This is a genomic window from Bradyrhizobium sp. B120 (assembly GCF_049075665.1).
Lineage (GTDB): Bacteria > Pseudomonadota > Alphaproteobacteria > Rhizobiales > Xanthobacteraceae > Bradyrhizobium.
Genome location: NZ_CP185242.1, coordinates 7,859,935 through 7,872,519, shown reverse-complemented (window position 1 = coordinate 7,872,519; position 12,585 = coordinate 7,859,935). Strand labels below are relative to the sequence as shown.

10 protein-coding genes are annotated in these 12,585 nt (G+C 65.7%); 5 read left to right on the top strand and 5 right to left on the bottom strand.

Annotated elements, in window-relative coordinates:
- Positions 1 to 388: 388 nt before the first annotated feature.
- Positions 389 to 1,063, top strand: coding sequence for a TetR/AcrR family transcriptional regulator (locus tag ACOIX3_RS36695; protein ID WP_092123472.1), 675 nt, complete (start codon positions 389 to 391; stop codon positions 1,061 to 1,063).
- Between the two features lie 82 nt (positions 1,064 to 1,145).
- A complete protein-coding gene (locus tag ACOIX3_RS36690; protein ID WP_420966871.1) occupies positions 1,146 to 1,574 on the top strand; it encodes an OsmC family protein in 429 nt (142 codons plus the stop codon).
- A 53-nt stretch (positions 1,575 to 1,627) separates the two neighbouring features.
- Here ACOIX3_RS36690 and pyk read toward each other — a convergent pair whose 3' ends face one another.
- A complete protein-coding gene (gene pyk / locus ACOIX3_RS36685; protein ID WP_420966870.1) occupies positions 1,628 to 3,064 on the bottom strand; it encodes a pyruvate kinase in 1,437 nt (478 codons plus the stop codon).
- The gene (locus ACOIX3_RS36680; RefSeq protein WP_092123478.1) at positions 3,061 to 3,669 is read right to left on the bottom strand and encodes a DUF1036 domain-containing protein; all 609 of its coding nucleotides are present in this window, start codon (positions 3,667 to 3,669) and stop codon (positions 3,061 to 3,063) included. Before ACOIX3_RS36680 ends, pyk begins: the two co-directional genes overlap by 4 nt.
- Before the next feature lie 197 nt (positions 3,670 to 3,866).
- Between ACOIX3_RS36680 and ACOIX3_RS36675 the strand changes: the two genes are divergently transcribed.
- From ACOIX3_RS36675 to ACOIX3_RS36665, 3 genes are all read left to right on the top strand, one after another.
- Positions 3,867 to 4,169: a DUF1244 domain-containing protein gene (locus tag ACOIX3_RS36675; protein ID WP_029085501.1), complete on the top strand. Its 303-nt coding sequence runs from the start codon at positions 3,867 to 3,869 to the stop codon at positions 4,167 to 4,169.
- A gap of 174 nt (positions 4,170 to 4,343) precedes the next feature.
- Complete coding sequence (locus ACOIX3_RS36670; RefSeq protein ID WP_029085502.1) at positions 4,344 to 4,616, top strand: DUF2312 domain-containing protein; 273 nt, start codon at positions 4,344 to 4,346, stop codon at positions 4,614 to 4,616.
- A 133-nt stretch (positions 4,617 to 4,749) separates the two neighbouring features.
- Entirely contained in the window at positions 4,750 to 6,513 is a 1,764-nt protein-coding gene (locus ACOIX3_RS36665; protein ID WP_420966869.1) for an adenylate/guanylate cyclase domain-containing protein, read from the top strand.
- 32 nt (positions 6,514 to 6,545) lie between these two features.
- Here the strand turns inward: ACOIX3_RS36665 and ACOIX3_RS36660 are convergent, their stop codons facing one another.
- The 3 genes from ACOIX3_RS36660 to ACOIX3_RS36650 all read right to left on the bottom strand — a co-directional run bounded on the left by ACOIX3_RS36660 (position 6,546) and on the right by ACOIX3_RS36650 (position 12,456).
- Positions 6,546 to 8,144: a DUF882 domain-containing protein gene (locus tag ACOIX3_RS36660; protein ID WP_420966868.1), complete on the bottom strand. Its 1,599-nt coding sequence runs from the start codon at positions 8,142 to 8,144 to the stop codon at positions 6,546 to 6,548.
- 265 nt (positions 8,145 to 8,409) lie between these two features.
- On the bottom strand, positions 8,410 to 10,659 hold the full coding sequence (locus ACOIX3_RS36655) for a L,D-transpeptidase family protein (RefSeq protein WP_420966867.1): 2,250 nt from the start codon (positions 10,657 to 10,659) through the stop codon (positions 8,410 to 8,412).
- 306 nt (positions 10,660 to 10,965) lie between these two features.
- Positions 10,966 to 12,456: a sigma-54-dependent transcriptional regulator gene (locus tag ACOIX3_RS36650; RefSeq protein WP_420966866.1), complete on the bottom strand. Its 1,491-nt coding sequence runs from the start codon at positions 12,454 to 12,456 to the stop codon at positions 10,966 to 10,968.
- Positions 12,457 to 12,585 lie beyond the last annotated feature (129 nt).

Sequence of the window (12,585 nt, the reverse complement as noted above, 5' to 3'; positions counted from 1 at the left end):
ACATCGAGGCAACGCACACGTGGCGTTGGGCGCACTCGACCACGGCTTCCGATAAATTCGGGTAAATGCGACCGCGATGCCGTGGGTCCGCGCGAGATCGGATGTCTCGCTTTCGAGCAATCATCTTGGCGCGCGATTTACCATCGGAAGCCCGATCCGGACCCAAGTGCCGTTGGCACCTGGCGCTTCCGTCGGCCGAAGCGGCCGCCAGTTCAATCGGAGGTGGCGTTGCGGCCGTCGCAAAATCCTTACAATTCCAGCTTGTCATTCAGTCTGAATAGTTGTTCACTTCTTCAAACGGTTGCGGGATCGATCGTTCAAAACATTGAAGAAGCGTGTGTTCTGCCGGTGGGCGCCGGCCCAGGCACACGGTGGGGGGCGGAATGCCATGGTCTACCGGCGAACTCATCAGGTCGTGAAACGGCTGGCTGCCCGGCGCAGCGCCATCCTGTCGGCTGCGCGCGACGCGGCGGCGGCGGGCGGCATGGCCGCGGTCCAGATCGCACCCGTCGCGGTGCGGGCCAATGTCGCGGCCGGAACCGTTTATCGCTATTTCCCGTCGAAGGCCGAGCTGATCTCGGAATTGATCACCGAAGTCTCGCGTGACGAATTGTCCGCGATCCGGCGCGCCGCAGAGGCCGCGCCCGGACCGTCATCGGCGCTGGCCGCCGCGGTCACGACGATTGCGGTCCATGTGCTGTCGCAGCGCAAGCTGGCCTGGGGCATCCTGGCCGAGCCGGTGGATGTCGATGTCACCGCCTCGCGCCTCGCCAGCCGCCGCGATATTTCCGGCGAGCTTGCCATGCGCATCGACGCCGCCGTACGCGCCGGACATCTGCCGGCGCAGGACACGGGGCTGGCCGCCACCGCCTTGCTCGGCGCGCTGCACGAAGCGCTGGTCGGCCCGCTGGCGCCGGCCAATCTCGACGATCCGATCAAGCTGCGCGATGCGGTGCAGACCGTGACGCTGCTCGCGCTGCGCGCGGTCGGTGTGATGGACGCGCGCGCCCGTGGCCTTGTGGTGCAGGCGACGACCCCCGCAAAGGCGCTGGTCGGGGCCTGAGATCGCGACTGCGCGGCGAACACTTCCGTCGCATTGGCGTTGTAGGTTGAGGCTGGGTTCAACCAACCTCACGGAGCAACGCATGACGACGACCCATGGTTCGGCCAAATGGCAGGGTGGCATCAAGGACGGCAAGGGCGCGATCTCGACCAAGAGCGGCGCGCTCGCGGATTATCCCTATGGCTTCGCCAGCCGCTTCGAGGGCAAGCCCGGCTCGAACCCCGAAGAGCTGATCGGCGCGGCGCATGCCGCCTGCTTCACGATGGCGCTGTCGTTGATCCTGGGCGAAGCCAAGCTGACGGCCGAGCACATGGAGACCAAGGCCGACGTGACCCTGGAGAAGGTCGCCGACGGCTTCGCCATCACCGCCGTGCACCTGACGCTGTCGGCGAAGATCCCCGGCGCCGATAACGCAGCGTTCCAGGAATTGGCGGGCAAGGCCAAGGCCGGATGCCCTGTGTCGAAGCTGCTCAACACCAAGATCACGCTCGACGCGGCGTTGCAGGGCTGACGGTCTGGAGCGCAGCATCGGGGCCACGCTGATGCGTGGTCCGGCGCGGCGGGTTAAAGCTGCGCGTCGCCGTTCGGTCCGACCGAGGCGATGCGCAGCATGTTGGTGGTGCCGGGCGCGCGGAGCGGCACGCCGGCGACGATGATGACGCGCTGGCCGGCCTTGGCAAAGCCGTCCCGGAATGCAATCGAGCCGGCGCGTTCGACCATGTCGTCCAGATCATGCGCGTCCTCGGCGACCACGCAATGCACACCCCACACCACCGACAGCTTGCGCCCGGTGACGAGGTTCGGCGTGATCGCGACCACCGGCACCTTGGGCCGCTCGCGCGCCACGCGGATCGCGGTCGAGCCGGATGAGGTCCAGCAGATGATCGCCGACAGATCGAGCGTCTCGGCGATCTGCCGCGCGGCATCGGCAATGGCATCGCCCACCGTCGCCTCGGGGTCGACGCGCTGTGCGCTGATCACGCTGCGATAGGTCGGATCGCGCTCGACCTCCTCGCCGATGCGGTTCATGGTCGAGACCGCTTCGATGGGGAATTTGCCGGCCGCGGATTCCGCCGACAGCATGATGGCGTCGGCGCCCTCGTAGACGGCGGTGGCGACGTCGGAGACTTCGGCGCGCGTCGGCACCGGTGCCTGGATCATCGACTCCAGCATCTGGGTTGCGACCACCACCGGCCTGCCAGCGCGGCGCGCCATCCGGATCATTTGTTTCTGCAGGCTCGGCACCCGCTCCAGCGGCAGCTCGACCCCGAGATCGCCGCGCGCCACCATCAGTGCGTCTGCCACCTCGATGATGTCGGCGAGGCGGTCGATCGCCTGCGGCTTCTCGATCTTGGCCATCACGGCGGCGCGGCCGCGGATCATCTTCTTGGCCTCGATCACGTCCTCGGCACGCTGCACGAAGGACAGCGCAACCCAGTCGATCCCTTCCGGCAGCGCGGCTTCGAGATCGGCGCGGTCCTTCGGGGTCATCGCGGAGACCGGCAGGTCGGTGTCGGGCAGGCTGACGCCCTTGCGGTCCGACATCTTGCCGCCGATCACGACGCGCGTGACCGCGCGGTCGGGCGAGGTTTCCTCGGCGATCAGCCGCACCTTGCCGTCGTCGAGCAACAGCGCGTGACCGGGGCGGAGCGCGGCGAGGATCTCCGGATGCGGAAGCTGGACGCGGCTGTTGTCGCCCGGCGTCTTGTCGGAATCCAGAATGAAGCTCTGGCCGTTCTTGAGCTGGGTCGACCCTTCCGCGAAGGCGCCGACCCGCAGCTTCGGTCCTTGCAGGTCGACCAGGATGCCGATCGGCCGGCCGTAGCTCGATTCGACATTGCGGATGGTCTTCACCAGCTCCCGCATCTTGTCATGCGGGGTATGGCTCATGTTGATGCGGAACACGTCGGCACCCGCCTCGAACAGCTTGCGGATCATCGCGCTGTCTGAGGAGACCGGGCCGAGCGTTGCAAGGATCTTGATTCGGCGCAGTCGTCTCATTGTTTGTTTCCGGGTGGTGCGGCTGGCGGCAGACCCGACGCGCCCGGCGGCGCTGCGCCCGGCGGCGGGTTGGGCAGGCCCGGCATCGCCCCGGGGCTTCCCGGAGCCACGCCGCCCGGCATTCCCGGTACTTTCTGCGGCTGTTGTTCGTTGGCTTCGGTCAGCTGGACGGTCCATGCACGCTGCTCGCCGGTGTCGACCTCGAAGAAGCCGGTGCGGTCAAAACCCCGCGCCAGGCAATTCTCGGTGCCCTTGATGGTGAATTCCTTGTCGCGCGAGCACATGAAGGCCTGGCCCGACCATTCGCCGCCGCGATCGTAGTCGAGAGCGTAGATGTAGTAGTAGCGCGCCACAAGATTGCCGCGCAGCAAGGTCTCGCAGGTCCGCGACGACACATTCCACCAGCCCTCCGTGGTCCAGCCCTCGGCATCCTTGTAGCCGAGCGCGATCCCGACCCGGCTCGAGGTGTTGTTGCAGAGCCGGAAATCGGCGGCCGCCGGGCTCGTCCACAGGCATGCCGCGACCAGCGCCAGCACCGGCAGGATGCCGGCCAGGATCAGGCGGATGGTGCGGGGAGCTGAGGCGAGAGAATCTGTTGGGCTCATGCGGCGAAGCTATATCAGTTCATTGTCGATTTCGCGTGCCCGGCAGGCACTGTCAACGGGCGGGCGCCCGTCCCCCACGCTGTGGGACCGTGGCAAGTGTGGCCGGAGAGGTCCGTATTGCGCGTCGATGTGGCAAAATCTGTGACAATTCCCACCTGATATCAATATGGTGAGCGCATCACACCGGGATCACGATCATGAGCATTGACGACAAAACCAGAACAGAACTTGAGGCCGCGGTGTTCCGGCGCCTCGTCGATCATCTCCGCAACCGGACCGATGTGCAGAACATCGACCTGATGAACCTCGCCGGCTTCTGCCGCAATTGCCTGTCCAACTGGATGAAGGAAGAGGCCGACGCCAAGGGCCTTGCGGTGAGCAAGGACGAGAGCCGCGAGGCGGTCTACGGCATGCCCTATGAGGAGTGGAAGGCGAAGCATCAGGGCAGCGCGACGCCGGAGCAGCTCGCGGCGATGAAGAAGGCCCAAAGCGGGCACTAATTCCCGATTGATGTGACGCCAGTTCCGTGGCCGTCTGCATCTCCTGTGGGCGCGCTGTGGATGAGCGCGATGTTTCCTTGACGGGACGTGCTCCAAAATCGAGGGTCGCCCGCGACAAGCGGTGCGCGTGGCGCGTATTCGCGCGACATTTCATTGCCATTTCAGGAGTACGCGATGGCCACCACGTCTGCCGCCGTTCAGGATGAACCCGCAACGCGATTTGCCAAGGACCAGCTCAAATCCATCATCGAGCGCATCGAGCGGCTGGAAGAGGAAAAGAAGACGATCTCGGACGATATCCGCGATGTCTATGCCGAGGCCAAGGGCAACGGCTTCGACGTCAAGGCGCTGCGCACCATCGTGCGCCTGCGCAAGCAGGATGCCAACGAGCGCCAGGAGCAGGAAACCATCCTGGAGACCTATATGCAGGCTCTCGGGATGCTCTGAGGCGGCCGGCGGGCCGGTTCTCGCGTCGTCAAGGCGCCCGCCCGAGGTAACTCGCCCAATCCTCTTGGCGAGGCTTGGGTGAAATCCCGGGATTTGCTACACTGCCGGTGAGGTAACCGGGCAGAGCGTTCAGATGGACGTGCCAGGACCAGAGCGTCGGCTCGCTGCGGTCCTCGCCGCCGACATGGTCGGCTTTAGCCGCCTGATGGAGGCTGACGAGACGGGCACCCTTGCGCGCCTCAAAACCCATCGGATCGAGCTGATCGATCCGGCCATCACCAAGAATCGCGGCCGCATCATCAAGACCACCGGCGACGGTCTGCTGGTCGAATTCCACAGCGTCGTCGATGCGGTGCTGTGCGCGGCCGAGGTCCAGCGCCGGATGGCCAAGCGCAACACCGACGTCGCGCCGGCGCGGTGGATGCAGTTTCGCATCGGCATCAATCTCGGCGATGTGATCGTCGACGGCGCCGACATCTTCGGCGACGGCGTCAATGTCGCCTCGCGCCTCGAGGTGCTGGCCGAGCCCGGCGGCATCTGCATTTCAGGTGCGGTCCGCGATCAGGTCGGCGATCGCCTGGAAGATCTGAGCTTCGAGGATCTCGGCGACCAGACCGTCAAGAACATCGCGCGGCCGATCCGGGTTTTCCGCGTCCATCTCGAATCCGGCGCAAGATCCGCAACCGACCATCCGAGCGCGGCGGCCGCCCCTGTCGTCGCCAAAAAGCCCTCGATCGCCGTGCTGCCGCTCGTCAATATGAGCGGCGATCCCGAGCAGGAATTCTTCGCCGACGGGCTCACCGAGGACATCATCACCGAGCTGTCGCGCTTTCACGATCTGCTCGTGATCTCGCGCAACTCGACCTTCGTGTACAAGGGCAAGGCGGTGAAAGTGCAGGACGTCGCGAAGGAATTCGCGGTCGACTATGTGCTGGAAGGCAGCGTGCGCAAGGCGGGCGGCCGGATTCGCGTCACCGTGCAGCTGATCGATGCCGAGGCCGACCGGCATGTCTGGGCCGAACGCTACGACCGCGAGCTCGCCGATATCTTCGCGATCCAGGACGAGATGACGCGCGCGATCGTGTCGACCTTGCCGGGGCGTGTCGAGGCTGCCGCCCATGACCGCGTCAAGCGCAAGCCGACCGACAACATGGCGGCCTATGAGTGCGTGCTCGCCGCCAAGGTGCTGCATCATCGCTCGGCGCGCGACGACAATGCGGAGGCGCAGCGTTTGCTCGAGCGCGCCATCGTGCTCGATCCCAACTACGCCCATGCGCACGCCTGGCGGGCCTGCGTGCTCGGCCAGACCTGGGTCTACAATTGGTGCGACGACCGCGACGCGACCTTCGCGCAGGTGGCGGCCGAGCTCGAGATCGCGCTCAAGCTCGACGACAACGACAGCGACGTGCACCGGATCCTCGCCGCGCTGAACCTCAACCGCGACGACCACGACAAGGCGGCCTTCCATCAGGAGCGCGCGCTCGCGCTCAATCCCAACTACGACCTCGTCGTCGTGCAGCAGGGCGAGCTCCTGACTTGGCTCGGGCGGCCGGAGGAGGGCATCGACTGGATCAAGCGGGCGATGCGCCTCAATCCGTTCCATCCGGAGCGATTCTGGAGTCATCTCGGCCGCGCCTGCTATTGCGCCGAGAAATATGCTGATGCGGCCGAGGCGTTCTCGCGGATCACGCGGCCCGACCACACCCATCACGCCTTCCTCGCTGCGACGTTGGCGCAGATGGGCAACGCGGTGGCGGCCGCAGCCCATGCCACCGAAGTGCTGAAGCGCGAGCCGACCTTCTCGGTCGCCGCTCACCTGGCAACCCAGCACTACAAGCGCGCGCCCGACAGGGCGCGCTACGAGGCCGGCCTGCTCAAGGCAGGGCTGCCGGCTTGAACGGCTGAAGAAGTGATCTTGTGGGCAGACGCCTAGCGCAGCGAGGCGGTGCGCAGCACGAAGGACTGGGTCGTCAGGAGGGCGGTCGCCGAGCCCGAGAAGCGGTCGCAGGTCATGCCCATCATCGGATCTTCCGAGAAGGTCATGGCGACGGCGGCCTGCGGCTTCACGAAGTGAGCCCGCATCATGTTCATATCGGTGTCGCCAAGCACGGTGGTCAGCATGCCGCTGCTCGCGCTCGGCGCCAGCATCACGACGCGCATCCAGATGTCGTTGCCCTTGGCGGCCGAAATCCGCGCCGATGTCGTGATCACGCCCTGGCCAGGTGTGCCCTTCGCAACCACGGTGTTGATTTCGGTGGCCGGCGCCGCCGTATTGCGCGCCGGGCGCACATTGCGCGGGATCGGCGCAGTCGCCGCGACGATATTGGCACGGTCGACCGGCGAGGACGCAGCCGGCGCATAAGCGAGCGCCTTGTTGAAGTTCTCGGTCGTGCTGGCGGTGGTCTGCGGATCGGAGCCGCCGACCGCCTCACGCGCCTTCAGCGCGGCGATCTGCGCGGCCGATGCCTGCTTCGGCGCCGCGGACTCGTCACCCCAGAAACCGCGGGCATTGATGATGTCGGCGGGCGATTGCGGCGCGGTGTTCTCGGCAGTCTGCACCACCTGCACCGCCGGCTTCGCCTTCGGCATCGGGACGAGTTGGGCGTCGGCGGCGGCGAGCTGGATCGCGGCGGCGAACTGCTGCGGCTTGGCGCGCGGCAGCGGAACGGGGTCGGTGGATTTGGCGGGCGCTGCGGCCGCAACCACGGTCGGTGCGGCGGGCTTGTCGTTCACGGCAGCCGCGCCTTCGTCTTCATCGTCGCCCGACTTGCCACCACCGAACAGCTTCGCGAACAGGGTCGGCTTGCTGATGGTCGCAGCATCATCGCCATTGCCGCGGCGTTCGATGTCGGCCTTGGCGAGTTCATAACCCTTCAGCGGCGTGCCGTCGGTCGGGACATGGACGGTGCGACCGTCGGGGAACACCCGGACCAGCTGCTCGCGGGTCATCCGCGGCCAGTGGCGAATGCCGCCGGTGTCGAGATGCACGAAGGGCGAGCCCGAGGTCGGATAGAAGCCGACGCCGCCGCGCTGCAGGCGCAGGCCGGCGAAGCGGATCTGCTCCAGCGGAACGCCGGGAATGAAGAAGTCCATCGCATGCCCCAGCATGTGCTGGCTGTGGCGCGCAACGCCCGAGGAGCGGCGGCGGAGCATGGCGTTGGTGGCGGGGGCGCGATAGGCGGAGATGATCTGGATCGGCTGCTTGCCGCCGACGTCGCTGTAGACTTCCCAGAGGATGTCGAACAGATGACGGTCCATCACCGTCTCATCCTGGGAGCGCCAGTCGCGTAGGAAGTGATTGAGCTGCTTCAGCGCGGCTTCGTCGTAGCGGCCATCGCGCTTGAAGGTGATGGTGAGGTCTTCGCCGGAATGGGTGTGGTGGAAGGAGAGGGTGCGGGTCTGGTTCAGCGCAGTCGCATCGTGCACCGAGCCGGCGCCCGCCAACAGCAATAGCGCGGTCAGGCCGACTTGGTACCCGGCCTTAGGCAGCGACAGAGGTTTGTAGCGGCGTGCGAAAACAGCCAGCACTATGAGCCCACCCAGTCGACGAGCGTTCGGTCGGCATCCTCGCAGACCCCCTGCGGAAGACGGTGAACGCTTTCTTAAAGCGGGAGGGTTAACCGAGGTTTACCGACCCGCCCCCAAGTTGGGCTTAACTAACTGGGGGAGTGTGGCAAAAGATAGCCCTGTTCCCCGGACCCCATCGCAAATGGTTAACGTAAACGATCTCGCTTTTTGAGCGAGATCGTTGATTTTACTTCAATATTTATCCCAATCGGGCGGAGAGGCAGATTTAGCGGGTGATCACCCGGCGCTGCTGCTGGGCTTGGCCGCGGCGGACCGGCTGCGGCTCCGGCTGGCCGAATCCCCCGAACAGGCGCTCGAAGAAGTTCGGTCCGGAGGAGCCAAACCCGCTGTTGTCGCCGGCGACGTTGACGCCAGGCGGCAGGCTGCTGCTCGACGGCCGCGCGTAGCTCGGCTGGGCGTGCGCCACGACCGTTTCGAGATCCTTGCCGCGGCTGTTCTTGAGCAGCGACAGCATGGCGGCGTCGCGGCCGTAGATGTCTCTGCGGATTTGCAGCTTGCCGGCGTCGTCCACGAACGCGGTCTGGTAGGTGATGTTGACCGGGATCGGCGTCGGGAATTTCAGATCGACTTCGCTCGAGCCGTACATGCTGCGGATCCGCTCCGGCGTGTAGTGCTGGTTCGGCTCGGTGATGTTGAGCAGCACGGACGCGTACTGATCCGGATTCTGCACGCGCATGCAGCCGTGGCTGAAGGCGCGCTCATCCTTCGCGAACAGATACTTGTCCGGCGTGTCGTGCTGATAGACCAGGAACTTGTTCGGGAAGTTGAAGCGGATGCGGCCGAGTGCGTTGGCTTCGCCGGGCGGCTGCGAGACGTGGATCGAGCCGTCGCGGTTGCGCTCGAGCTTGAGGCCCATGCGCTGCAGCACCGTCGGATCCTGCTGCAGGGCCGGCAGATACTCGTTGTAGATGATCGACGGCGGCACGTTCCAGGTCGGGTTGACCGTGATGTACTTCATCGTCTCGGTCAGCAGCGGCGTGGCGTGCTGGCCGGGCTTGCCGGTGACGACGCGCGTGGTCCAGACCTGCGCGCCGTTCTGCATCACCTTCAGCGTATAGTCGGGGATGTTGAGGATCACATAGGCATTGCCGACATTGGCCGCGCCGAGCTGCCGCGGCAGCCAGCGCCAGCGCTCCATGTTGACGAGCACGGTGTCGATCTGACGGTCGCGCTTCGGATTGTTCAACGCCTTCACCGTGCGCTCGTCGAGCACGCCGGTCGCCTTGAGGTCGACGCTGCTCTGGAATTTCTCCACGGCCCGCGCCACCGTTGCGTCATACCTGGTGCTGTCGGCATCCTCGGTGATGCCGAGCTTGTTGCGCAGGTCGGGCACGCGCGGATCGTCCATCTCGACCGCGGCCTGCTTCTTGCGCGCGGGGACGTATTTCAGCGCGGGGCCGTCGGCGATCATGATCACCGGGCCGTCGCCCTGTCCGCGCAGCTCGGCGAGCTTCTTCTTCAGCTCCTTGTAGAGCTTCTGCGGCGGGTTGTAGCCGTCGAGCGCGGCAGAGGCGTCCTTGGCCGAGGTCACATTCGCAAACACCTCAGCCGGATCGATCGGATGCTCCGGATAGAGGATGTCCGCCGACACCTGCGACCAGTGCATGCGGCCGCTCTGGGCCTGGCGCGCATAGTCCAGCATGCTGGCCGCGAGCTTCAGCTCGGCGTCGGCCAGCGCATCCGGCGTCGTCGCAGCAGTGAAATCCGGCACCGGATAGTCTGATGCATCGAGGCCGTCGGCGGCCGCATCCTTCAGGCGGGCGATGACGCCCTTGCCGGCATCGGTCAACTTGCCGGCCTTGGTGAAGACGGGTGCATATTCGCGGGCCGAATAGAACTTCTCGGCGGCTGCGCGTTCGTTCTTGCGATCGAAGGTGCGCAGCGACTTGCCGGCGAGCAGCTCGCGCAGCTTGTCGGCGACCGGCTGATCCTCGGCGGCAACGTTGCTCGCGGCTTTCGCGGGCTCAGTCGCCGGGGCTGCTGCTGTCGCGGGAGCCGGAGCTGCGGCAGGCGCCGTTGCGGTTGCAGGGGCGGGTGTGGCCGCAGCCGGCGCGACCGCGGTATCGGTCTTCAGTGTATCGATCTTGGGTGCATCGGCGGGCTTGGTCGCCGGCGCAGTGACGACATCGGCGGGCTTCGGCTCGACGGCCTTGGCGGTCGCGCTCGGTTCTGCCGGCTTTGCATCGGTGGCCTGCACCTCGGCGGGCTTCACGTCCGCCGGCTTGGCTGCGTCGGGCAGCGCGGCGGTGGTGTCGGCCTTGAAATCGCTTGCGGTGGGCGGCGGCACATTGGCCGGTTCGGGGCGCGGGATCGCGGCGTCGATCGCCAATTCCGAGGCGCTGGAGCGAGGCGTGTCCTGCGCGAAGGCCGAGCTCGCGGACACCGTGAGGAAGGTCGCCGCGACGGCCATCAATACGCGGTCAAATCCTCGACGGTTGTTGGAACAGTCACGCATTTTCACACCCCCTGGGTGGAACTGCCCCTCAGATTCTGGAACAGTTCAAATCGGTATTCGGTTTCATAGCTTGCGCGAAAGGCGCCGGCTTCTCAAACGACTCGTATGCCTGCACGCAATTGACGCAGACGATACATTTGCCCCTCTTATGCAGCCAGCGCCTTGCGGGGCAACTCACGACAAACTGACCTCGAAGCGGCTGATTTCGCTCGGGCCGTGCGTTTTTGCCACGCGGCACAGCCTTTGTCTGTCACCGACGGGACACGGTTCAAAAGGTTCCCTGGTATGGCCGTGTCGGCCTCAGGGTTAGGTGGCGTCGCTTGTGCGCGTGCCGGCCGCGGCTTCGTCGAGCTTGCGGTAGAGGGTCGAGCGGCCGATCTTGAGGCGGCGCGCGACCTCCGACATCTGTCCGCGATAATGCGAAATCGCGAACCGGATGATCTCGTTCTCGAGATCTTCTAGCGGACGCACCTCGCCCGCGGCAGTGAGTATCGAGAGGCCGCCCGCTGTCGGCAGGGCGGTGGTTACCGGTATTTCATTACCAGATATCATGGCAGGCGCCGTGGACGGCGACACCACCAGCGGCTCGCCCTGGAGCATTTTGCCTTCCGGCACCGGATGCGACGCTCCTTGCGGGAAGTCGGCGAGCCCGAGCTGGTCGCCATCGCTCATCACCACGGCGCGATACACCGTGTTCTCGAGCTGGCGGATGTTGCCCGGCCAATCGAGCTGCGCGAGGTGCGCCATCGCATCGCCGCTGATGCCGGTGATGTTGCGGTTCTCCTCGGCGCAGAACCGCGCCAGGAAATGCCGTAGCAGATGCGGGATGTCTTCGCGCCGTTGCCGCAGCGCCGGAATGGTCAGCGGCAGCACGTGCAGGCGATAGAACAGGTCCTCGCGGAACTGGCCGGCCTTCACGAGATCGAGCAGCTTGCGGTTGGTCGCCGAGATGATGCGGACATCGACCTTGACCGGCTTGCGTCCGCCGACCGCCTCGACGGTGCCTTCCTGCAGCGCGCGCAGCAGTTTCACCTGCGTGGCCAGCGGCAGTTCGCCGACCTCGTCGAGGAACAGCGTGCCGCCATGGGCCTCGACGAACTTGCCCTGGTGACGCTCGGTGGCGCCGGTGAAGGCGCCCTTCTCGTGGCCGAACAGGATCGATTCAACGAGATTGTCCGGGATCGCGCCGCAGTTCACCGCGACGAACGGCTTGGCCTTGCGTTCGCTGCTGCCGTGGATGGCGCGCGCGAACAGTTCCTTGCCGACGCCGGACTCGCCCTCGATCAGCACCGGGATGGTCGAGGATGCCGCTTTCTGCGCCGTGCGCAGCACGCCGGCCATCGCCTCGCTGCGGGTGATGATGTCGGAGAAGGTCAGCCGGCCCTCGCGGCTGTGGCGGATGCGCTGCAATTCGCCCTTCAGCGCCGATGCGTTGAGGGCGTTGCGCAGGCAGACCTGCAGCCGTTCGAAGCCGACCGGCTTGACGACGAAATCCTGGGCACCGGCGCGCATCGCCGACACCACATTGTCGATGCCGCCATGCGCGGTCTGCACGATGACCGGGACGTTCAAACCAGCTTCACGAATTTTTGCGAGGACTCCGAGACCGTCGAGGCCCGGCATCACGAGGTCGAGCACGACGGCATCGATCGCCTGCGTCTCGGATGCGGTCAGGGCCGCTATCGCCGCGTCGCCACTGTCCACGACGAGGGGCTCATAGCCGCACTTCTGCACCATGTTTTCAACCAAACGACGCTGTACTGCGTCATCATCGGCGATCAAAATGGTGGCAGCCATGGTTTTCCCCGCACGCTACGTTTATCTGTCTCGAATCGGGGCAATGTCGCCGATGCCGATTAACGCACTCTTAAACCTTGCAAACCCGCTTTCATTCCGCCGCCGCCGACATCTTTCCGACTGAAGTAA